A 23,438-nucleotide genomic window follows, 5' to 3' on the forward strand; every position below is an offset into this window, starting at 1 on the left:
AACTAGGCTAAAAACTAGGCATCTTCTAGTTGAAATGCTAATTTTACGCAGCTGGGCCTTAAAAACGGCTATCTATGCGGAGGAAAGGGCCTAATATTATTATGCCTTAAGTTGCTTTCAGCTTTCATCTGAGGAGTGTAAAAGCGGAGGAGGAGCATTTGGCCTAGCGATGCGAAAGGGGGCGGCGAAGCCGCAGACCAAGGCCGTTAGGCCGCAGGGCCGAGCAGGCTTGCGAGCCCTGAAGCGTAGCGCCGCAAGGCGAAGCCGCAGCGGAGGCCCCTAAAAAAAAGAAAAAATAGACCAAAAAATAATATATGAATCGATCGACATTAGTGGCTTTAGCATTAGTTGCATTTTGCGGCATGTTAGGGGCTCAGACAGAAATCATTTATTTGGAGAACCCTTCATTTGAGGACGAGCCACGGCCGGGTTGGCAGCCTAGGGGCTGGATAGACTGTGGATTTGCGGGAGAGTCGCCGCCCGATGTGCAGCCCTTTGGGGGATTTGGCGTGACGCAGGCGGCGCATGATGACAACACCTATTTGGGGTTGGTGGTGCGAGACAACAAGACCTGGGAAGCGGTGAGTCAGCGATTGGCACGGCCGATACGGGAGGGGCAATGTTATCGTTTTAGCATATACTTGGCACGGTCGGCGCAGTATGTGAGTCCGACCAAGCGCAAGCCCAATGAGTTGACCAACTTTAACAAGGGGGCGATATTGCGGATATATGGGGGGAACTCTCCGCGGGAGAAGGCGGAATTATTGGCCAGTAGTGATATGGTGAGTCATACGGATTGGCGGCCCTATAAATTTGAGTTTACGCCTAAGAAAAGCTATCGATACTTTGTGTTGGAGGCCTATTATAAGACGCCGACTATGTTTTACTACAATGGGAACTTGTTGTTGGACAATGCCTCGGAGATTTACAGTTGTGAGATTCCGGAAGAAAAGCCGGACAACCCCATATTGGCCCAGGTAGATCCGGAGGAAAAGAAGACCAATGTCAAGCCCTCGCCCAAGGAAGAGCCGGTATTGCCGGAGGCGAAAGAGGAGCCTAAAGAGGAGGTAAAAGAAGTGGATCGTGGGGACTTCAAGGGAGATTTGAAGGCGGAGGATTTGGCCTTGGGGGATAAATTCCGTTTGGACAACCTTTATTTTCAGGCGGATTCATCGAGCATTACGCCTGCGGCGGCATTGGAATTGAATGAATTGGTAGCCTTTATGAAAAAGAACAAAGGCGTATCGATAGAAGTGGGGGGGCATACTAATGGCTTGCCCACGCATGACTACTGCGACAAACTATCGCGGGCTCGGGCCAAGAGCATTTCGGCTTATTTGACGGCCAAGGGTGTAGATCGTCGACGGATCAGTTATCGGGGATATGGTAAGCGCAAGCCCATAGCGGATAATGAGACTCGGGAGGGGCGGAAGCGCAACCAGCGGGTAGAAATAAAAATTACAAAATTGGAGAGGAACTGACTCTTTGATTAACAATATATTAGCGAGCCTCCTTAAAAAAGGGGGCATTTTTTTTGCAAAAAGGTTTGGACAAATCAGAAAGCCGTCTTATATTTGCAACGCACTCGGAGGAATGGGTGAGTGGCTGAAACCACCAGTTTGCTAAACTGACGTACTTCGAAAGGGGTACCGCGGGTTCGAATCCCGCTTCCTCCGCCAGATTTTGGCTTTGGCCAATTCGGGGTTTGGCGCAGTTCGGTTAGCGCGCCTGCTTTGGGAGCAGGAGGTCACAGGTTCGAATCCTGTAACCCCGACAAAAAGGTCCTAATTATCGTAGAGATGATTGGGGCCTTTTATACTAAGTTTATGATATATGGAGGAATGGGTGAGTGGCTGAAACCACCAGTTTGCTAAACTGGCGTACTTCGAAAGGGGTACCGCGGGTTCGAATCCCGCTTCCTCCGCTGCGAAAAAAACCCGACTACTGGGAAGTAGTTGGGTTTTTTTGTGGGTTTAGCTATTTTCGATAGCTGCTATCCAGTGATTAAATCGAGTACATTTTTGTCTAATTTGATTTAGCGTAATATGTTCGGCGATCATTGGACCATAAAGTGTCTTTTGGTATCCTTTAATATAGTAAAGAGGTCGTCAAAAGTTTCTATATTATTAAACAGGAGTCCTTCAAATTCATGAAGTTGGTAGTAGGGGATAAAATTTTGATTTAATGGATCAGGGATATCATTTTTCATTTCCTGTTCTAAGAAATCCATTCGTTGATATTTATCATTGATTTCTTTTGCTTCTATTCAGGCGGGGTAATTATAGCTATCTGGAATTCCGTAGTAGTCTATGAGGGTAGTGACAATTGCGTTTTGGTGTAGATAGTTTTGAATTTCTTTTTTTAGGGTTCCCCATTTAACGATACCTCCTTTAGAAGCTTTGATTAAGGGGGAGTCGATGTAGATATTTTTGGGCAAAAAATAGGGTTGTAGAATTTCTCTACAAAATTCAAGTTCTGTTGGTCCTTCGCAAATAATAATAACTCGTTTCATAGAAAGTTTACTTATTGGGTTGTCCACTAGAGAGGATATTTCTTTGCCATAATTCGCCTAGGCCATAATCTTCCAGCCATCTTTCTAGTTCTTGGGAGTCAAGTCGATTAAATTGGCTTTCGCCATTTACTAAATCGACAGTGATAATATCTTCAGGTAGAAAGTGATTTACTAAATCGCTAGATTGTGTGGCAAGAATAACTTGAATATCTCTAGCTGCAGCGCTTTTAATCATTCCTGCAAGTTTTGCTATAGCGAAGGGGTGTAATCCTAGCTCAGGTTCGTCAATAATGATCGAAGAAGGTGGTTCGGGCTGAAGGAATAGGGTAGTGAGAGCAATAAAGCGAATGGTGCCATCAGATAAGTCGTTGGGGCCATAAATGGTATCTGAAAATTTACTTATCCATTGGAGGCGGATATAATTGTTAGGATTAGGATTAAAATAGAAGTCGGCAAAAAAGGGGGCAATACTTTGGATTGTTTTTACAATTCTGTTGTATACTTTTTTGTGATTCTCATGGATGTGGTATAGAAAAGCAGAAATATTTTCCCCTTCCGAGTAGAGGAAATAGCTGTCATTTTCAGTATGAGCCATTTGTGTAAAAGGGGAGCTTTTAGCTGTGTCATGGAAATGATATTTCCTATATGAATTGAGGTAGTTGATAACATGCTTTGCTCTGAAATTATCGGTAGTTTTTATAGCGGCTTCTGTAGCATGATTGGCAATGTTCCAACTTTTTTTGCCTTGATATAGCAAATATTCATCTTGAAACACAAAGTTTTCCCCGCCGTTTTTTATTCGAACGGAGTAACCATTTTGTTCTTGATCGAAACTGATTTCAAATCTTATCTCATCTGTATTTTTTGCGCCATTAAAAAGGAGTTTATTGGCTCCTCCTTTTAGGTTTACATATTGTGTTAGCTTTCTTTGGTATAAATTGCTTAGAAACTCAAAGAATGTAAGAAAGTTACTCTTTCCTGCACCATTGGCTCCGATGAAAATATTGATAGGGGCCAGGTCAAGCTGTATGTTTTTTATAGACTTATACCCTTTTATTTTTATGAAATCCATTGCCATGGCAGTTGCATATAGTTTTTTGAGAAAAAAGAATGTTATGCAATGTAGATTTTTTAGGCGGGGATCAAGCTATGTTTGCTTAAAATAGTATTGGGCCTAATGTTAAAGGAGAAACAGAAAAAACAGTTGAGTACTACATTTTGCAAGGAATACTAATGTAGGGATTTAATGGCTATTTTCATACTGAAAATTCATTTGGGGTTAACGTATGCTTTCCCAGTCGGCCAGTATTTTTATAAACTTCAGGCGGAGTTCTTCTAGCTCTGGATCATATCTTTTGCGAGAATCTAATTGATACAATCCTAGATCAACATCTATTGCTGTGGCAAACTCATCAATTTCCGTTTCATCGTAATAGTCTTCTCCCCAAATCATATCGGCGAGGCGGTTGATGTCTGTGGCAATTTTTTTTAGCATGGGCTTGTTGTTTTTTGGGCTAAGCCTTGGTAGAATAATTGTATTTTGTTGAATCAATGGCTGAGCAAGGAGCTTTTGTGGCCAATAAAACAATTGACTATGGAATTTGTGAATTTGCAGCCCCTTCAAACTAATTATAAGGTAAAAGAGGGGCAGGAACTAAGGTATAGTTTCACTCAACATAGCTCTGTAGGCAATACTGGCGAGTTTGAAATTGTGGATCCCTGCATCATTGAATTTAAAGAGAAAATTGTAGACTATAAACTGAAAATTGATGAAAGCGCCGGGGAGATCCGGCCTACTGGTGGCGATGAGGCCAGGGCTACTTTTATTTTTGTGGCCAAAAAGAAGGGAAAGACGAAGTTGAAGATTAAGCAGCTTTTTCGGGGGGCAGTGATAGAGGAGTATGTGATGAAAGTGGTGGTGGAGTGATGGGATTTTGTGTTTGTACAGACTTAAATCTATTGGGCTCCTTCTTTTTTAATGCCTAGCTAATCTACCAAATCCTCTTTTATCTTATCTAAAAAAGCCTCTGTCGCTCTTTTCTCCTGAGCAATCAATTCTTGAACAAAGGAGTCGAGCAAATCTACATCACTACCAAGTTCCAAAATTTTCTTGATATCTAGATTTTCATATTTTTCTCCCGATTTGAAACCCTTCGGGGTAAACCAACCTATATGATGTTCATTTGGATTGAATTTAATTTCTGATTCCTTCATGATGTCTTGATAACGCAGACCTAAGGCTGAATTACTGACATTTCTATCCCCTTCATACAAGCTATACCCAATATATAAACCATCTTCATCTTCATCCCAATAAACCTTAATATGACAGCCATTCTTCAATTGATATTTGTTGTTTTTACGATTAAATTGTTCCGTAAATCGTGTTTTAAAACTAGTCTCTGATTCCTTAATTAAAGTTTGAAGCGTATGATAACTTAGATCAATAGCTTCTGCATATTCTGGATTCTTGATAATTAGTTCTTTAATGTCATCTTTCATTGTTGTTATTGAGGTTTGGTTAGTTAGTCGTTTTAAAAGATTGATATATTGAGCTATTGTTTCACGAATAATGGGTAGAGCTACAGCTTCTTTCCTACAGCTTTCTAGCCATAAAATAATATCATGTTTATAGGATATTATCTTGTAATTCTCAGAATCGAGGGACCTATCTGTCGGATCTTCTCCAAATAGATTTAAGTAATACAAACGAGCTGTAGGGTCGAAATTATGATAACGCAGAAGCTGATTTTTCTGATCTTCAGCATAGATTTTGTTCTCAATAATAATTCTCTTGTTATCTGCATCTGTGATGACAATATCAATTCGCCCCCCTTCTGTTTTATCATCATTCAGAAACCCAGCAAACTTCTCAACTTCAACAATAGCTGACTTAGAATCAAAATTTTGAATGCTCTCTTGTTCCAAAAAAAGTCTAAGGAATTTATCTTCCTGTCCATGAGTTCCAGATGGATTAAGGAATTCGGCTAGTATTGAAGAATGTAGACGAACTTCTTTCTTATGTAATTTAAGTGTCTCAAAGATATTGAAGTTTTCCCCCAATAACCTAGACATTTTTTTATAATGTCTAGACAAATGACTGACTTGACTAAAGAACAATTCTACTTTTGCAATATTCATATAAAATGAGTCCAATAATTAAAGATGTAATGTATCTAAAAATTCAATAACAACTTTTAAAAAAGCCGCTAAGCTTGGCAGAATTAGCGATAAAATAAGACTACCCCCCCCACAACCGCCTCAAAGCGAGCTTTCAAATCACTATATTTTACAGCCTTCAGCCCCAGTTTTTTGAGGCGAGCCAGCGACAAACTCTTTTGAGGACCTAGTTCTTTATCCAAAAGGGAAGTTGGAGCCAGATAAAAACACCATTGGTCCATATCCAGCGGGTTGATTGTTGCTTGATCCTTATGATCCAACAGGCAGAAAATATAAATATCTGCCTGCCTTTTGTATGTTTCCGAGTAATTTCCATCCTGCAGCAGCCCTTTAGTAGGTGCAATTCCAAAGCTAATACTAGATAGCTTTTTCTGCGCCCATGCTTGGATATAAGCAGCAGATTTCACCTCAATTTTGACCTTCCCTTTTTCTGTTTGGGTTTCAAAATCATAGGCATCCCACTCTAAACGGCTAGGGGAATTTATGTCTAGCGCCATTTTTACAATGAATTCCGCCAGAATGCCTCTAGTTCGGTTCTCTATTAAGTTCGATTGATTCCATTTCCAGAAATCAAGCAGCTTAAATGCTAAGGATTTGGAGTTGGCTAGAAAAGCGGTATCCTCTTCTAAGTTAGGGGGAGTATAGTCTGTTTGGTAGGTTTTTTTGTTCATTTGAGTGGGGGATATAGTTAAGGGATAAGGCGCTTTTCTATTTATTATGGAATAGAGTATAAGATAGTCATCCTTCCTATAAAAACAAAGTCCAGCGGTTAGAGCAAAAAAAAACGCCTAGCTCTCACTAGGCGTTTTTTATACTTTTCACTAAGCAATCTATCTAAAAATTACTTTCCGTTCCAAACGCTGCCCATTTTCTAGTTGCAGACGCAGAACATACAAACCTGCAGGCAATTGCTGACGCTGAATCTCAATTTGCTGAGCGGGCGTTTCGGCCCACTGACGCAACTGACGTCCCTGAAGATCATAGAGCGAGAGCTGTAGCTGCCCCGCTGGCCAGTTGTTGAGGCGAAGGAATACCCGCTCTTGAGCAGGATTAGGAAAAACTTGGCCTTCTACCAAAGGCACCGAAAGTTCGTCTACTCCAGCCGCCAAACCACAAACCTCATTGTGCAAAAACAAAAAGCTGTTGTCAAAAACAGAGTCTTGCCATGTAGGCACATTAGGCCCACCAGACATATAACTAACGTGGTCGTTGCTATTCGGAATGGTAATCAACCCATTGGTCAAGCCCAAATCATTGGCCTTTTGCGTAATCGTTTCGCTGCCCTCTACATAGACAATGTCCACGCTGAATCCCCCTGCACTAATAGAGGCATAACCAGGACCATAAGGCACTACATCATCGCCATCATCATGCACCGAAAACACGGGCGGGTCGTTGGCATCCATCCAACTCGTACGAGCCAAAGCACCAGAATAGTTAATTACAGCATGAATCTCAGAAGAATACTGATAGTTAGAAGAACTGTTGCCTTCTAAGCCACCATTATTCTGAATAATCGTGTCAATATGAGCCGGAATGGGATCCGTAGCATCTACAAAACCCGCTTGCATGGCCGTAATTGCCCCCGCAGAAACACCTCCCGCAAAAATATAGTTGGTGTCAATCTGATAAGGGTTGCCATTGGCCGCATCTTCCCGCAATTTACGGACAGAGGCTTTCATGTCGCCCATTGCCTTGATGGCCACATCCAAAAAGTCAAAAGAGTCCGGAAGTGAAGTAAATGGCCCATCATACAAACGATAATCAATGGCTACAGCCACATAGCCCTGCTGCGCCGAGTAATGGCAAAGACTAGCCAATTGCTCCCGATCGCCAGAAATAAAGCTGCCCCCAAAGGCCCAAATAATAGCCGGCCGATTGCTGATTTGATCATTCGCCGGATAATAAATATCCATATACAATTGCTGTGTATCGCCATTAAAGGTAATATTCTCCCCAAATTGTACCGCCAAAGCCGTGTCAATATCAGTGAAGATCAATTCCCGATAACGCTGCCCATCACAGCCGTTTTGAGCCATCAGGCTCGACCCAAAAAACAGGGCCATAAAGAAGTAAATTAGCTTTTTCATAAAATATGATGTTGTTGGTTACTGCAATACAGCAATATTACAAAAAAAATTCTTTTGTAAAATTATTGTTAAGCCGCAAGCTCTCCTCAATATCACTTAGTTTGAAGAACTAATATTTATTTTTTGGGGCCTCCGCAGCAAAGCTGCGGCGGTTACTCCCTTCGGTCGTCGAACTGCGGCCTAAAGGCCTTGTTGTCGCTTTGGGGCTCGCAGGTTTGCTCGGCCCTGCGGCGCTTGCAGCGCCTGGGTCTGGCCCTTCGGGCCACCCCGCCGCATCGCTAGGCCAAATGGAATTCCTAGACTTCAAGCAGCTTACCAACTCAAATAAGGCAATAAGCGTTCGTAGTTTCCACTCCCATCATCAAACTCAAAAAAGGTTTGTAGTACATGCGGACCATCAAATGGTTCTTGCTCTTCTCGCCAACGAACAATCGCCTTGGCTTGCTTCCAATTTAAGTAGGGGTGGCTTTTTAGTTCTTCCTCTGTAGCTGTATTCAAGTTGATTTTCTTAATATTATGCGGCCGGCAATGTAGCTTCCCCTTGATTTTTTGGTAGGTAGAATCAGGTAAACCATAAAGCTCGGCTACTTGCTCTACCTTATAAAATCCCCCCAAGGCTTTTCTAAATTTTACAATTCTTCGGGCATAGCCTGGCCCAATTCCACGCAGCTCTTGCCAGTCTTGCTCATTGGCCGAATTGATCTCTAAACGATCAAACTTAGGCCGCCTTTTCTGCCTTTTCTTTTTTCGCTTGTAGGGCACAAAATTAGCTGGCCGCTCTGGCAACTGAATATAGGGCCTTAGGCGAATATAATCTGTACTGTCTAAGGTGTAAATTTTGGCCAAATCTTCTTTGTAGCGATACTTTCCCCCCTTAGACCGATAGTTAATTATGGACCTAGCTGTCCTCGCCGATAAGCCCAGTTGCTCTAGCTCCTCTTGCTCTGCCAAATTAGGGTCAAATGGAGCCAATACAATTTCTTCTGGGGCCAGACTGTCTACTTTGTCTTGCTCCAAAAGTAAAACTTCCATCTTTAATGGTGGCTCTGAATTAGGCCGCCAATACAAATAACTATTGAGCCCAAAGAAAAATAAAATCAAGATAATTAAGGTCAGGGCCGCAACCCGCTCTGAACGACTGTAGTAAAAGTAATCTTGTAACATAGATGAGAGAAATTGAAGGTGACAAAATCGCTCATTTTGTTTTGGCCCTTAAAGATAAGATTTAAGGTTGTAAACGCAAATTTATTTTAGCGTAGTGGAAAAGAAAAAGCTTGAACCTCAGCAGATTCAAGCTTTCTATTGTTTAGGGCTAATCCTCTAGCCAGTTTTTGATTTGTTCTAGAGAGCAGCCCGTAATTTGGGCAATTTGTTCTAGGGCTAAATTGGCCGCTTGCATTTGTTTAGCCATGGCTTTTTTGGCGGCTAATGCGCCTTTTTCCTCTCCTTTTTTTAGTCCTTCTTCCAGGCCCTCTGCTCTGCCTTGTTCTAGGCCCTCTTCTAGGGCGGTATCAATTGCATTTTTAATATCTCGATGCTTTTTGAGGGAGACCTCATAATTTTGGCGCTCCTCAATAGAGTAGCTGGCAATTTCGGCGGCATGGAAAAGCCCAGTGAAAATGCGCTCTTGCAAGGCCGCTGGCCGATCTTCTAATTTGGCCAAATAACGGAAAAGATAAAGCCATTTATCCTGTAGATCTTCTAGCTCATCTAGGGTTTTAGTGAAATTAGGCAGCTCGATATAAATATAGGTAAGGTCTTCAAAGAAAAGCTCTTTATCTTGGTCCTTGAGCTGTACATAGCGAATCACTCGATTATGCGGGTTGGGCTGATTGATCTTAAAATCAAGAATACAGATCGTATAAATGGGCCAAAGCTTAAAATTCCAATCGCCCCTTTCAGATTGTTCTTGAATGGCGAAGGTGCTATAAAAAATAGAGCGATCGATGAAGTGATTTTGCTTACTGCGTTGCAGCTCAATAATAAACTGCTCGCCTCGGCTGCTGGTGCAATAGATATCAAAAATAACTTTTCGGTCCAGAAAGCTGGAGGGTAGGCGTTCGCTAGGGAGATATTCGAGATCCTCCACCTGATGCTTTTCGGGCAGCAGCTGATTGAGAAAATGGATGAGTAGCTCCTTATTGGCGGCCTCGCCAAAAAGCTTCTTAAATCCAAAATCGGTGAGTGGATTGATATAGCGATCCTTGATCATCTTTTTTTCTTCTTTTCCCAAAATTAAGATATTTAAATGAGGTGGTAAAAAAATGCAGTGCTAAAAACTGCGTATACCACTAACTATAAAGACTAAAAACTAAATAGTCAACAGTTTAATACACTTAAATTGAAATTTGGGCCAAATTTGCGGTTTGGGGGCGCGAAGCGCCTGGCCACTGTGCAGTAGGGGACGGCCTAGCGATGTGCAGCAGTGGCCCGCAGGGCCAGACCAAAGCGGCGCAGCCGCTGCAGGGCCGAGCGAATAGCGAGCTGCGAAACGTAGCGCCCGCCGCAGGCGGGAGGCCCCAAAACATAAAAAAAAATATTAGATTCTAGATAGGCTGGACAAAAGTCAGTTTTATTTGTAGTTCTTGATACATTTTAATTATTTTCAGGGCAGAACAAAACAGACAAACATGAGTAATTTCCACTTCCTCAAAAAGGAATGGCCCCAGCTCTATACCCAAGCAAGAGAGGCCGAAAAACACCTATTAACCGCTCCTCGGACGGCTGCTTTTTATAGCCGATTGACTTTAGAATTAACGGTTTATTGGCTTTATGACCATGATGAAGATTTGGGTCAGCGCTATGCCGATGAAACCCTTTTTGGTCTTTTGCAAAAGCCCAGTTTTAAGCAAATGCTGCGGCCTTCTATGCAGCGGGACCTCGATTATATTCGCAAAATTGGCAATGCGGCTGCCCATAGCGCCCAGGCGGTCAGTGGAGAAGAGGCCAAAGAAGCCCTAAAAAATGTTTTTCGCTTTATGAATTGGCTGGCCCGAAGTTATTCGGCCAATGAAGCTATGCCCATTCACAGCTGGTCCGATGAGCATTTGCCCCTAGGCGGAAGCGCCCAAAAGGAACTGAGCCGAAAGGAATTGGCCAAACTAGAAAAAAGCTTTGAGGAGAAACAAAAAACTATCCTCAAGGAGCTCGAGCGGCTCAAGAAAATTGAGGAGGAAAACCAGCGATTAAAAGAAGAAAACGCACAGTTTAAGGCGCAAAAAGAACGCAACCGCGCCAATATGCTGAAAAAAGGCGAGGAACCTGGTCTAGCTCCAGAAGTGCGGACCGAAAAAGAAAGTCGCGAACTCTATATTAACCAGATGCTGCGAGAAGCGGGCTGGAATCTCAAGGACCATCGACAAGTTGTTGAAGAATATACCATTCATGAGATGTATCCTGGCCGTAAGGGCTATGCCGATTATGTATTCTTTGATGAAAAAGGATTGCCCCTAGCTATTCTCGAAGCCAAATCCATTACGAAAGACCCCGAAAAAGGGAAGGAGCAGGCCAAACTATATGCCGATGCCCTAGAACGAAATACAGGCCGTCGTCCCATTATCTTTTTGAGTAATGGCCTCGAAACCACAATCATCGACGATCAATTTTATAAGGCCGAACGCCGAATTTTGGGCTTTTATAGCCGAGAAGAGCTAGAGAGTCTACACTATAAGCACAAAAACAGAAAAGCCATTGAAAGGGTAGGGCCCGACCCCCAGATTGCGGGCCGCCCCTACCAAATGCAGGCCGTGCTCAGTGTGAACCAAGCCCTAGAAAACCGAGAGCGGGCGGTGCTTTTATCTATGGCCACAGGTAGTGGAAAAACCCGTACGGCTGCCGCTTTAGCTAAGGTCCTTTTTGAAAATAACTGGGCCAAACGGATCCTCTTTTTAGCCGACCGCCGCACTTTAGTCAAACAAGCCCAGCATGCCTTTAAAGATCATCTAGAAAACTACAGCAGCATTAGCCTGCTCGATAAAAAGGAAGAAGGGGAGGAGCATGCCCGCTTGGTTTTTTCGACTTATCCCACTATGCTCAATTATCTGAATAGAACAGAGGAGCGAAAATTTGGCATTGCCCAATTTGATTTTATTGTGGTGGATGAGGCCCACCGTTCGGTCTATAAAAAGTACAAGGCCATCTTTGATTATTTTGATGCAATTTTAATTGGTCTAACGGCTACGCCCCAAGATCAGGTAGATCGCGATACCTATCAACTCTTTCATTGTCCAAAGAATAATCCCACCTTTGAGTATCCGCTTCAAGAGGCCGTAGCGGCCAATTATCTGGTTCCGCCCATCATTATAGATGGTAGCACTCAAATTACTACAGAAGGGGTGCATTATAAGGACCTCAGTCCCGCCGAAAAAGAAGAGTATGAAGATAGTTTCATGAATGAAGAAGAGGAGGAAATGCCCGAATCTATCGCCAATAGCGAGCTAGATGTTCGACTCTTTAATGCCCCCACAGCCGATAAAATCCTCCATCTCTTGATGGAAAAGGGCCTCAAGGTAGAGCAAGGCGATAAACTGGGGAAAACTATCATCTTTGCCAAAAATATTAAGCATGCTAAGTTTCTCAAAAAGCGCTTTGATTTGCTTTTTCCGGCTCAGGCCGACTTAGCCGAAACCATTTATGGCAGTAAGGACCATGTAGAATCGCTTTACGATCGTTTTAAAGACCCCAGACAGCTTCCCCAAATTGCCATTTCGGTAGATATGCTCGATACGGGGGTAGATGTGCCCGAAATTGTCAATCTGGTCTTCTACAAAAAGGTCCGTTCTCATGCCAAGTTTTGGCAGATGCTGGGGAGGGGAACTCGTTTATCTCCCGACCTCTTTGGTCCCGGCCAAGACAAAACCTTCTTTTACATCTTTGATGTTTGCGATAATGTGAGCTTCTTCGAAGAGAGTTTTGAGAAGGGCCAAGGCAGCCGCAGCCCCTCTATGGAGGAGCGGGCCTATAAGCTTAAACTAGAAATTGCCCAAGCTCTCAATCATCTAGATTATCAGGATGATGAACGCTTTTTGGCCCATCAAAAGGCCCTAAGAGATGAGGCCTGGCAGGCCCTCATGGCCCTAGACCAACACCAAATTGAGGTCAAAGCCATTTATCCGCTCTACAAAAAGTATGAGCAGCGCAGCCGCTGGGATCAGCTCAACAGAAAAGATCTGAAGGAGATTGTCGAAGAATTGGCCCCTATTGCCGCGCAGGTAGATCAGGATAGCGATCTAGGCGCTCGCCGCCTTGATCAAATGATTTGGCAACTGCAATTGCTTTTCCTGAAAAATAAAGACCGAAGCAAAAAGGCCAACCGCCTGCGCGAAAGCCTCGATCTGCTGGCCCAAAAAGGCAATATCAAACAGATTCGAGAAAAAGCGCCACTCATCAAACAGTTGCGCCAGCTCGGCGCTATTGAGGCCCTCGATTTTTGGGGCCTAGAGGAGGCCCGCCTAGAACTGCGGGAACTGCTCCGCTTGCTCGATAAAAAGCAAAAACAAGCCATTTATAGCCATTTTGCCGATGAGCTGACTGGAGCCGAAGATAGAGAAATGCAAGGCTATGGCGGCTACTCCGAGCCCTATAAACAACGACTCTACCGCCTACTGACCGAAAATAAGGAGCAGCTTTATCTACAAAAGCTGCATAGCAATCAGCCCCTAACCCTAGCCGAGGTAGAAGCCCTAGAACGCTTTATCCTCGAGCAAACCCAGGGCAAAAAAGAAGAGCTGCAAGCCGAACAAGGCGAGCTCTCTTTGGGCCGATTTATCCGCTCGATTATTGGGCTAGACCCCGCCGCCGTCCAAAGCACTTTTGCCGATTATCTGCAAGAACAAAAATGGAATGCCCAACAACTGGCCTTGGTCCAATTGATTGTGCAGCATTTTGTAACCAATGGCTATTTGCAACCCGAAGATATTACGGGCGAGCCCTTCAATCGCCATGGCAATTTGGTCGACCTCTTCGGTGGGCATGTTAAAGGCCTAGTAGAGCTGATTAAAGCCATAAATAAGAATACGGAGCCAGCTTAGCGGGAAATCGTCCCCCTTTCGACGCCTAGGGACAAGCCCCCCTTTCTGCGCCTAGGGACAAGCCCCTAGGCTACCTTTTCAGACAGCCCTCTAAAGAGGGCCTTTGGATGCAGCTCTCTTCGCTACAATGATTTAGCAAGGAAATACAAACAATTGAGGCCCTTTAGGGCTGACTCCATTGGATTAGCCTAGGGGCTTGTCCCTAGGCGACTAGCTGCGGCCTTTGGATGCAGCTCTCTTCGCTACAATGATTTAGCAAGGAAATACAAACAATAGAGGCCCTTTAGGGCTGACTTCATTGGATTAGCCTAGGGGCTTGTCCCTAGGCGACTAGCTGCGGCCTTTGGATGCAGCCCCTCTTCGCTATAATGACTTAGCAAGGAAATACAAACAATTGAGGCCCTTTAGGGCTGACTTCATTGGACTAGCCTAGGGGCTTGTCCCTAGGCGACTACCTACAGCCTTTGGATGCAGCTCTCTTCGCTACAATGATTTAGCAAGGAAATACAAACAATTGAGGCTCTTTAGGGCTGACTCCATTGGATTAGCCTAGGGGCTTGTCCCTAGATGACTATCGGCAGTTCATCTTACACCATATCGACTTTTTAAAAGCTTTAGTTCTAATTCAAAATCTCTTGTCTCATGATGTTTCTTTTGATTGAGAATGTAGTTTACCAATAGATTGATATTTTTGGGGTCTACAGAAAAAGCAGCATATCCTGCCTGCCAATAAAAATTAGCTACAAATAAAGGCTCTCCTTTTATCCAATAACTAGACTTTGATTTTAATGTTTCTAGATATGCGCTAAGAGCTATTTGCTTAGATAAATTACACAAAATATGAAGGTGGTCAACACTGCCTCCTATTGCTAAAATAGGAGAATCCATATCTTTACTTAACGCAATTATTTTTTGATGTAAAAAAAGCTCGATTTCTGGCAAAATCCATGGCTGCCTATATTTAGTTGTAAATATAATGTGGATGTAATTCTTCACTAATGATTGTCCCATGAAATTGTTGTTTAAAGTATAGCAACTAGCTAGTTAGCAAGTATTTACTTAGCCTCAATATAGGTAACTTACAGATAAAACTATTTTAATAAACAAATTTTTAACGAAAGATGTATTGGGAATGTCTCTAGGCGATTATGGCCTCCCCCTTTCTGCGCCTAGGGACAAGCCCCTAGGCTACCTTTTCAGACAGCCCTCTAAAGAGGGCCTTTGGATGCAGCTCTCTTCGCTACAATGATTTAGCAAGGAAATACAAACAATAGAGGCCCTTTAGGGCTGACTCCATTGGATTAGCCTAGGGGCTTGTCCCTAGGCGACTACCTACAGCCTTTGGATGCAGCTCTCTTCGCTACAATGATTTAGCAAGGAAATACAAACAATAGAGGCCCTTTAGGGCTGACTCCATTGGATTAGCCTAGGGGCTTGTCCCTAGGCGACTAGCTGCCCCCCCACAAAAACCCCCCAACAAAAAAAACATCCCAACAAAAAACTTCCTATATTTCCCCCTCACAAAAATAGCTTTATGATTACTGGAGAATTACGCAACGATATAGATAAAATTTGGAATTACTTCTGGTCGGGTGGGGTGACCAACCCCGTGACCGTGATCGAGCAACTGACTTACCTGATGTTTTTGCAGGAACTCGATAACCGCCAAAATGCACAAGACCAACTGGCCGCCCTCTTTGGCGAAGGCTATGAGAAAAAGGTCTTTTTTGAAGAGGATCAAGAAAGCCTCCGCTGGTCCAACCTCAAGGAGATGACCCCAGAAGCCCGCTTCGAAAAGATGCGCGATGAGGTTTTTCCCTTTATGCGAGAAGAACTCTCTCAAGGAAAGTCTAAGGAGAATGTCTCGATTTTTGCCCGATATATGCAAAATGCTAGCTTCATGATCCCCTCCGCTAAGTTGCTGGATCAGGTGGTGTTGGCCCTTTCTTCGGTCAATTATAAGGACTCAGATACCAAGGGTGACCTCTATGAATATCTCTTGTCTAAACTCTCTTCGGCTGGGAAAAATGGGCAGTTCCGCACGCCCCGACATATCATCCGCCTGATGGTGGATATGATGCAACCCAATGTACAAGATACCATTTGCGACCCCTCGGCGGGTACTGCGGGCTTTTTGGTGGAGGCCGCCGATTATGTCCGCAAAAACCATCAAGAGGCCTTGGTCAAAAGCGAAAACCAGGCGCATTTCCGCAGCAAGATGTTCTCGGCCCTAGAGTTTGACCCCACTATGGTCCGTGTGGGCGCCATGAACCTTTTTGTGCACGGCATCGAGCAGCCTTTGTTGCGCGATATCAATGCGCTTTCGCCCCGAAATGCCGACCTAGAAGAGAGTTGCTCGCTCATCCTCGCCAATCCGCCTTTTAAGGGGACGGTGGACAAGGATGATTTGGATGAGGAACTGACGAAGGTAGTCAAAACAAAGAAGTCGGAGTTGCTCTTTTTGGCCCAAATTCTTCGCCTACTCAAAAATGGCGGTAGAGCGGCGGTCATTATCCCCGATGGCGTCCTCTTTGGCAGCAGCAAGGCCCATAAGGAAATCCGCAAGCAGTTGGTGGAAAATCAGGAGCTACAGGCCGTTATTTCTATGCCTTCGGGCGTTTTCAAACCCTATGCGGGGGTCAGCACGGCCATCCTAATTTTTACCAAAACCAATGCGGGCGGCACCGATAAGGTCTGGTTCTACGATATGCAGGCCGATGGCTTTTCGCTAGATGATAAGCGGCAGTTTTTGGGCAAAGAGGGCCAAGCCCAGAGCCATGAAGAGAATAACCTGCCCGATATTTTGCAACGCTGGGCCAAGCTGGAAGAGGAGGACAACCGCAGCCGTACCGATCAGTCCTTTATGGTGCCCCTTGCTGAGCTACAAGAAAATGATTATGATCTCTCGATCAACCGCTATAAGGAGATTCAGTATGAGGCGGTGGCCTATGATCCGCCCCAAGAGATTATCCAAAAGATTCAGCAGGATTTACAAAGCAGCCTAAAAGAACTTTCTGATTTGCAGCAGCTTTTAGATTAGTTTTTTTTGGGGCCCGCGGCCGCCCTTCAATTTGGGGCGGCCGCCGCTATGCTGCGGGGCTCGCAGGTCTGCTCGGCCCTGCGGCGGCTTCGCCGCCTGGGTCTGGCCTGACGGCCACCCGCTCCGCAGCGCTGGGCCAACGGCCCTGTCGGGCCCAAGGGGGCTGCGCCCCCTTGCTGCTGAGGCCCAATTGTTTAGCCAAATAAATCAAAGAAATGAAGAAGAGAGATTGGAAAAAGGTAAAGCTGGGGGATTTAATGCTGAAGCGAAATAAGTCTGTAAATCCTGCAAAGTTTAAAGAGGAGTTTTTTGAGCTATATAGTATACCCGCTTATTCCACAGAACAAGCTGAAATAATCCAGGGCAGTAGCATAGGTTCGTCCAAAAAAACTGTAGAGGAAGATGATGTATTACTGTCTCGTATTGTTCCACATATACAGCGTTGTTGGATTGTACCTGAGAAAAAAGAGTTAAGACAAATTGCTTCTGGAGAATGGATAGTTTTTAGATCAGAAAAGGTGCTTTCAAATTATTTGCGCTTCTTTCTACTATCAAAGCCATTTCATAAAAGGTTTATGGGAACTGTAAGAGGTGTAGGAGGCTCTTTAATGAGGGCAGACCCTAAACAAGTTGCAGATTTCCAAATCCCCCTTCCCCCCTTAGCAGAGCAAAAGGCCATAGCGGCCCAGCTCGATCGGGCGGATAAGCTACGGCAGGCCTTGGCCCAAAGCCTAGCGGATTATGATCGTTTGCTGGCGGCCAGCTTTCTGGATATGTTTGGGGATCCTGTGCTCAATCCTAAGGGCTGGGAGGTTGTGAAGTTTACAGATGTAGTTGTTTTAAAGAGGGGGTTTGATTTACCATTGAAGTCTCGTATAAAAGGTAAATATCCTATTATAGCATCTAATGGTCCTTTAGATTACCATAATGAATACAAAGTTAAGGGGCCTGGTGTTGTTACTGGACGTTCTGGTACGATAGGAAATGTATTTTATATTGAGGATGATTACTGGCCTCTTAACACTTCACTGTATGCAGAGGATTTAAGAGGGAATAATCCAATATACTTATACTTTTTATTACAGTTTTTTAGATTAGATCGCTTTAAAAGAGGGTCTGGAGTTCCAACACTTAATAGAAATCTTGTTCATCGAGAAAATTTATTTAATGTTCCACTCTCTTTACAGCAGCAATTTGCGCAATTGGTAGAGCGGATAGAGCGGCAAAAGGCGCTCATTCAGTCGGCCCAGCAATCGGCGGAGGATTTATTTGGGGCCTTATTGCAGGCCTACTTTTATGAGGGAAAATAGGATAGACATGCAGGAGGTCCAAACCGAGGGGTTTGGGCCTTTTTTGTTGCCTGCGGCCCCTTCCTGCGCCTAGGGACAAGCCCCTAGGCTAGCTTTTTCAGACAGCCCTCTAAAGAGGGCCTTTGGATAAGGTTCTTCTCTGCTATAATCATTTATCAAGACCTTATACATCAATAGTTGAGGCCCTCGCAGAGGGCTGACTCCATTAGATTAGCCTAGGGGCTTGTCCCTAGGCGACTATTGGCCAAATCCTAACAAGCTAAAAGCCCAAATTTTATTCTAATACACAAAATCCTGAACAGTCCCTACAGTCTCCCTGAACCAGTTCGGTCTGGGGGTGAACCAGTTCGGTCTAGAGGTGAACCAGTTCGGTCTGGAGGTGAACCAGTTCGGTCTAGAGGTGAACCAGTTCGGTCTGGAGGTGAACCAGTTCGGTCTGGAGGTGAACCAGTTCGGTCTGGAGGTGAACCAGTTCGGTCTGGAGGTGAACCAGTTCGGTCTGGAGGTGAACCAGTTCGGTCTGGAGGTGAACCAGTTCGGTCTGGAGGTGAACCAGTTCGGTCTGGGGGTGAACCAGTTCGGTCTGGAGGTGAACCAGTTCGGTCTGGGGGTGAACCAGTTCGGTCTGGAGGTGAACCAGTTCGGTCTGGGGGTGAACCAGTTCGGTCTGGAGGTGAACCAGTTCGGTCTGGAGGTGAACCAGTTCGGTATTTTACCGAACTTTTGCCCTTTTTGATTTTGTTACATTATTTTCATTTTTAACAATTTCCTAACAATTGGGGCAAAAATCCCTATTTCTGCAGCCTAAAGGCCGCAGGGCCGAGCTGTAGGTTGAAACCTACAGCCAATTAACGAATGCATTTTAATATAGTATGGAGGGTTAAAACCCTCCATAAATAAACATCTTTTGGGCTGTTAAAAGCTGTGAAGATGATCAGGGCGTATAGACCAGAATGGGAATGAGTTAATTGTATGAGGGTTTCAACCCTCATACATATATCATTGCGTAGCAATACCAAAGGTTGTCTGGCTGTAGGTTTCAACCTACAGGCCCAGATAGCAGGCCCGAAGGGCCGCAGGCCTAGCGATGTGCAGCAGTGGCCGTCAGGCCAGACCCAGCGGGCTAAGCCCGCGCAGGGCCGAGCGAGCAGCGAGCTGCGGAACGTAGCGCCGCAAGGCAAAGCCGCAGCGGAGGCCCCCAAAAAACAAAAACGCCTGAGCAAGTCGCCCAGGCGTTTTTTCTTAAATCGTCTAGCTCTCCTAAGAACTCAACTTATACTCTAGCCCCAATTTTTTCAGAGCATCCACAAAGGCGTCATCGGCACTAATGCGGCGATTTTTGGACAGTAGTGTAAGTTTTAGCCGTTCTTCTAGGTCCAGCAAATTGACCTCCAGCTCTTGTTCGCCGGGGTGTTTGCTACAGACATAATCCAGTTGTTCCATCAGTTGCTCATTGAGTTGTTGGATGGGCAAATTGATGGTCACCCCACGGATTTTCTCCTCAGAAACGGCATCCATCAGGCGGATTTCATTGATGCGGAGCTCAAACTCATGCGGATTATTCCAGCGGGGTTGATATTTCCCTTTGATATAAATGACGGCATCCAGATTGAGCAGATGGCGGAACTTCAGGTAGTTTTCGCCAAAAAGGCCCATGCGGTAGCGGCCCGTATAATCCTCTACGGTAACAAAGGCAAAGGATTTCCCTTTTTTAGAGACTCGATGCTCTACCTCATCTACGATTCCGCCAATGGCCATTTCTCGGTTTTTGTATTGGTCCATCTCATTGATGGGCTTACAGAGTCGCTGCACGGCTAGTTTGTAGTCATCTAGCGGATGGCCCGAAAGATAGAAACCGGCCACCTCTTTCTCCTTTTTCAGGCGGGTCAACAAGGGCCAAGGATCGGCCTCGGGGACCTTGGGTGGGGGCATGCTTTCCTCCATGGCGGTGGCGCCAAAAAGCGACTGACTAAAGTCGTTTTTCTGCTTCTGAAAGGCGTTACCATACTTAATCACGGCCTCCAAATAGCTTTGGCGCTCATCATAGGGGGCAAAATAAGCGGCTCGAGGCAGGCCAAAGGCATCCATGGCGCCGCCCAAGACCAAACTTTCAAAGCATCGGCGGTTGGCAGCCCGCAGATTGATGCGCTGGGTCATATCGACCAGATCCGTGAAAGCCGCTTCTTCTCTGGCTTCCAAAATAGCTTCTACGGGGCCTTGGCCCACCCCCTTTAGGGCCGAAAGCCCAAAGCGGATGCGCCCCTTGGGGGTGGCATAGAAGTCGAGCTTACTTTCATTGACATCTGGCCCCAGAACATCTACGCCCTGCGCCTTACATTCGGCAATGAAGAAACTCACACTCTCCATATTATCCTTGTTGTGGGAAAGGACCGAAGCCATAAATTCCGCAGGATAATGCGCTTTGAGGTAGGCCGTCTGAAAGGCCACAAAGGCATAGCAGGTAGAATGCGATTTATTAAAGGCATAAGAGGCAAAGGCCTCCCAGTCTTGCCAGATCTTTTTGAGGACATCCTTGGGGTGGCCCCGTTCTACTCCGCCTTTTTCAAACTTGGGAAACATCTGATCAATGAGCTTTTTCTTCTTTTTTCCCATCGCTTTACGCAGGGTATCGGCTTCGCCCTTACTAAAGCCAGCCAATTTCTGCGAAAGCAACATCACTTGCTCCTGATAGACGGTAATTCCATAGGTTTCGGCCAGATATTCTTCCATATCGGGCAAATCGTAAACAATGGGTTTGCGGCCATGCTTCCGATCAATAAATTCGGGGATATACTGCAAGGGCCCCGGACGATAAAGGGCGTTCATGGCAATAAGATCCGCAAAGGTGGTGGGCTCCAAGGCCCGCATATGCTTTTGCATACCCGCGGATTCATACTGGAAAATCCCCACAGTTTCTCCTCGCTGAAAGAGCTCATAGGTTTTGGGGTCATCCAAGGGCAGTTCATCGGGCTCTATGTCTACGCCATGGTTTTCCTTAATCATGGCCACGGCATCTTTGATGATGCTCAGGGTTTTGAGGCCCAAAAAGTCCATCTTGAGCAAGCCGGCATCCTCGGCCACGGAGTTGTCAAACTGCGAGACCAGGAGGTTAGAGTCCTTGGCTACGGTCACCGGGACGTAGTTGGTAATATCGTCGGGCGTAATCACCACCCCACAGGCGTGAATGCCCGTACTTCGGATAGAGCCCTCTAGCTTTTTTGCATTGCGGATCATCTCGCCAATAGTGTCTTGGCCTGCGGCCAATTGGCGGAACTCCTCGGCCTGGGCTTTTTCATCACTATTGAGCTTGCCCAATAGCTTGGGATCTACCCCATCTTTGCCCAATACCTTTTTGAGGGTGGCGCTCAGATGAGAAGGGAAGGTCTTGGCCACTCGATCCACCTCGGGCAGGGGCACATCCATTACTCGACCCACATCTCGCAAAGAAGAGCGGGCCGCCATAGAGCCATAAGTAATAATTTGGGCCACTTGGTTTTGGCCATATTTATCAATGACGTACTGAATCACTTTCTCCCGACCCACATCATCAAAGTCAATATCAATATCGGGCATAGATACCCGACTCGGATTGAGGAAACGCTCAAATAGGAGGTCGTACTTAATGGGGTCCACATTGGTAATCCCCACACAATAGGCCACGGCAGAACCCGCAGCAGAACCCCGACCTGGCCCCACCGATACCTTTAATTCTCTGGCTACGGTGGTAAAATCTTGCACAATTAGGAAGTAGCCAGGATAACCCGACTGCCGAATCACCTCCAGCTCAAAGTCCAAACGTTCCTTAATGGCAGGCGTGATGCTTCCATAACGACGCTTGGCGCCCTCATAGGTCAAATGCCGCAGATAATCATCCTGCGTCTTAAACTCTTGGGGCAGGGGGAAGGCCGGCAAAAGGACATCTCGGGCCAGCTTGAGCTTGTCAATTTTGTCATAGATTTCCATGGTGTTCGCAATCGAATCGGGCCGATCTAAGAACAAGTTGTTCATCTGCTGCCGACTCTTAAAATAGTAGTCAGAACTGGAAAACTTAAAGCGTTTTTCATCCTGTACCAAAGAGCCCGTATTGATACAAAGCAACATATCGTGGGCGGTCCAATCGTCTTCTTCTACATAATGAGAGTCGTTGGTAGCAATGACTTTTACATCGTATTTTTTGGCAAACTTCAAGAGCTGCTGATTGATGTCTTCCTGGCTAATGCCCAGACCATCAATATTTTCTAGCCCTCGGTGTCTTTGGATTTCAATGTAGAAATCCTCCCCAAAAAGGTCGAGCCACCACTTGAGTTTTTGCTCGGCCTCCTCCACTTTGCCGTGCATAATGGCTTGGGGAATCTCGGCCCCAATACAGCAGCTAGTGGCAATCAGGCCCTCATGATATTTTTCAATCAGCTCCTTATCAATTCTAGGGAATTTGGAGTAGAGCCCTTCAATAAAGCCCAGCGAACAAAGCTTGGATAGGTTTTGATAGCCCTGCTGGTTTTTGGCCAATAACAACTGATGAAAACGGCGGTCTCGCTCGCCTTTGGCCTTAGAAAAACTGCGGCGATGCCGGTCTTCTACCAAATAAAATTCACAGCCGACAATGGGTTTTAGGTTTCGTTTTTCGGCCTCGGCCACAAACTTAAAGGCCCCAAACATATTTCCATGGTCGGTCAAAGCTACGGCTTTCATCCCATCTGCAGCCGCCTTATCCATCATCACCCCAATGTTCGAAGCCCCATCGAGCAAAGAAAATTGCGTATGACAATGTAGATGTACAAAATCTTCCATCCTTCCTATTTTTTTGAGTGCTACACAACATACAAAAGCACATTTGGATGGCCAAAGGCTTGCAACTTTTTGTTTTTTTTATGCCTTCAGACTTGATTTCTTCCTTTTTTTGGCTTTCTATTTTTCGGTTTTTTTTGGGGCCCGCGGCCAGCAAGCTGGCCGCCGCTATGCTGCGGGGCTCGCTCTTCGCTCGGCCCTTCAGGCTCCACTTCGTTTCGCCTTCGGTCTGGCCTTCGGCCACCCCTCCGCAGCGCTGGGCCGCTCATCCTGAGTTCTTGCTTTTGGGCTGTTTTCTTCGGCGGCTGGGCCTTGCTCCAAGAAATGGCCGAAGGCCATTCGGCCTAGGGGCCTGAAAGGGTGGCCGCAGGCCAGACCGAAGCCCGAAGGGCTGAAGGGCCGAGCAGACTTGCGAGCCCTGCAAGGGCCCGGCCGCCAAAGGCGGCAGGCCCCAAAAAAATAAAAAGAGATGAACTAAAATGCAGAAGG

Annotated in this window: 15 protein-coding genes, 3 tRNA genes and 1 pseudogene; 9 read left to right on the forward strand and 10 right to left on the reverse strand. The window is 45.5% G+C overall.

The features are described from left to right. The first annotated feature begins 314 nt into the window (after positions 1 to 314). The 4 genes from SGRA_RS15485 (at position 315) to SGRA_RS15500 (ending at position 1,924) form a co-directional block, all read left to right on the forward strand. The gene (locus SGRA_RS15485; protein WP_041329716.1) at positions 315 to 1,481 is read left to right on the forward strand and encodes an OmpA family protein; all 1,167 of its coding nucleotides are present in this window, start codon (positions 315 to 317) and stop codon (positions 1,479 to 1,481) included. A 106-nt stretch (positions 1,482 to 1,587) separates the two neighbouring features. After that, positions 1,588 to 1,679, forward strand: a tRNA-Ser gene (locus SGRA_RS15490). 20 nt (positions 1,680 to 1,699) lie between these two features. Next, positions 1,700 to 1,774, forward strand: a tRNA-Pro gene (locus SGRA_RS15495). A gap of 61 nt (positions 1,775 to 1,835) precedes the next feature. Continuing rightward, positions 1,836 to 1,924: transfer RNA gene (locus SGRA_RS15500), tRNA-Ser, on the forward strand. A gap of 49 nt (positions 1,925 to 1,973) precedes the next feature. Here SGRA_RS15500 and SGRA_RS24160 read toward each other — a convergent pair. From SGRA_RS24160 to SGRA_RS15515, 3 genes and pseudogenes are all read right to left on the reverse strand, one after another. After that, positions 1,974 to 2,512: pseudogene (locus SGRA_RS24160) on the reverse strand (DUF4276 family protein). 7 nt (positions 2,513 to 2,519) lie between these two features. Continuing rightward, on the reverse strand, positions 2,520 to 3,590 hold the full coding sequence (locus SGRA_RS15510) for an AAA family ATPase (RefSeq protein WP_187288170.1): 1,071 nt from the start codon (positions 3,588 to 3,590) through the stop codon (positions 2,520 to 2,522). Between the two features lie 201 nt (positions 3,591 to 3,791). Continuing rightward, a complete protein-coding gene (locus SGRA_RS15515) occupies positions 3,792 to 4,007 on the reverse strand; it encodes a hypothetical protein (protein ID WP_002656709.1) in 216 nt (71 codons plus the stop codon). Positions 4,008 to 4,106: 99 nt separating this feature from the next. Between SGRA_RS15515 and SGRA_RS15520 the strand changes: the two genes are divergently transcribed. Next, on the forward strand, positions 4,107 to 4,439 hold the full coding sequence (locus SGRA_RS15520) for a hypothetical protein (RefSeq protein ID WP_015693725.1): 333 nt from the start codon (positions 4,107 to 4,109) through the stop codon (positions 4,437 to 4,439). A 59-nt stretch (positions 4,440 to 4,498) separates the two neighbouring features. Here the strand turns inward: SGRA_RS15520 and SGRA_RS19590 are convergent, their stop codons facing one another. The 5 genes from SGRA_RS19590 to SGRA_RS15545 all read right to left on the reverse strand — a co-directional run bounded on the left by SGRA_RS19590 (position 4,499) and on the right by SGRA_RS15545 (position 9,994). Then, on the reverse strand, positions 4,499 to 5,653 hold the full coding sequence (locus SGRA_RS19590; protein WP_081477754.1) for a PDDEXK-like family protein: 1,155 nt from the start codon (positions 5,651 to 5,653) through the stop codon (positions 4,499 to 4,501). Between the two features lie 83 nt (positions 5,654 to 5,736). Further along, positions 5,737 to 6,363, reverse strand: coding sequence for a hypothetical protein (locus SGRA_RS15530; protein ID WP_015693727.1), 627 nt, complete (start codon positions 6,361 to 6,363; stop codon positions 5,737 to 5,739). A gap of 159 nt (positions 6,364 to 6,522) precedes the next feature. After that, a complete protein-coding gene (locus tag SGRA_RS15535) occupies positions 6,523 to 7,782 on the reverse strand; it encodes a T9SS type A sorting domain-containing protein (RefSeq protein WP_015693728.1) in 1,260 nt (419 codons plus the stop codon). Between the two features lie 312 nt (positions 7,783 to 8,094). After that, positions 8,095 to 8,946 carry a ComEA family DNA-binding protein gene (locus SGRA_RS15540; protein WP_015693729.1) on the reverse strand — a complete coding sequence of 284 codons (852 nt, stop codon included), beginning with the start codon at positions 8,944 to 8,946 and terminating at the stop codon, positions 8,095 to 8,097. A gap of 148 nt (positions 8,947 to 9,094) precedes the next feature. Then, a complete protein-coding gene (locus tag SGRA_RS15545; RefSeq protein ID WP_041329959.1) occupies positions 9,095 to 9,994 on the reverse strand; it encodes an Rpn family recombination-promoting nuclease/putative transposase in 900 nt (299 codons plus the stop codon). Between the two features lie 418 nt (positions 9,995 to 10,412). Here SGRA_RS15545 and SGRA_RS15550 point away from each other — a divergent pair, with 418 nt between their 5' ends. Then, the gene (locus tag SGRA_RS15550) at positions 10,413 to 13,811 is read left to right on the forward strand and encodes a DEAD/DEAH box helicase family protein (protein WP_015693731.1); all 3,399 of its coding nucleotides are present in this window, start codon (positions 10,413 to 10,415) and stop codon (positions 13,809 to 13,811) included. A 582-nt stretch (positions 13,812 to 14,393) separates the two neighbouring features. On the opposite strand, the gene tnpA is transcribed toward SGRA_RS15550, so the two are convergent. Then, the gene (gene tnpA / locus SGRA_RS15555; RefSeq protein ID WP_015693732.1) at positions 14,394 to 14,822 is read right to left on the reverse strand and encodes an IS200/IS605 family transposase; all 429 of its coding nucleotides are present in this window, start codon (positions 14,820 to 14,822) and stop codon (positions 14,394 to 14,396) included. A gap of 523 nt (positions 14,823 to 15,345) precedes the next feature. On the opposite strand from tnpA, the gene SGRA_RS15560 reads away from it, so the two are divergent. The 3 genes from SGRA_RS15560 (at position 15,346) to SGRA_RS15570 (ending at position 18,897) form a co-directional block, all read left to right on the forward strand. Further along, on the forward strand, positions 15,346 to 16,851 hold the full coding sequence (locus SGRA_RS15560; RefSeq protein WP_015693734.1) for a type I restriction-modification system subunit M: 1,506 nt from the start codon (positions 15,346 to 15,348) through the stop codon (positions 16,849 to 16,851). Positions 16,852 to 17,066: 215 nt separating this feature from the next. Beyond that, positions 17,067 to 18,161, forward strand: coding sequence for a restriction endonuclease subunit S (locus SGRA_RS19595; protein ID WP_015693736.1), 1,095 nt, complete (start codon positions 17,067 to 17,069; stop codon positions 18,159 to 18,161). Positions 18,162 to 18,498: 337 nt separating this feature from the next. After that, positions 18,499 to 18,897: a hypothetical protein gene (locus SGRA_RS15570; RefSeq protein WP_015693738.1), complete on the forward strand. Its 399-nt coding sequence runs from the start codon at positions 18,499 to 18,501 to the stop codon at positions 18,895 to 18,897. Positions 18,898 to 19,421: 524 nt separating this feature from the next. Here SGRA_RS15570 and dnaE read toward each other — a convergent pair. Further along, complete coding sequence (gene dnaE, locus SGRA_RS15580) at positions 19,422 to 22,952, reverse strand: DNA polymerase III subunit alpha (RefSeq protein ID WP_015693739.1); 3,531 nt, start codon at positions 22,950 to 22,952, stop codon at positions 19,422 to 19,424. Between the last annotated feature and the right edge of the window lie 486 nt (positions 22,953 to 23,438).

The organism is Saprospira grandis str. Lewin (assembly GCF_000250635.1).
In the GTDB taxonomy this organism is placed as follows: domain Bacteria; phylum Bacteroidota; class Bacteroidia; order Chitinophagales; family Saprospiraceae; genus Saprospira; species Saprospira grandis.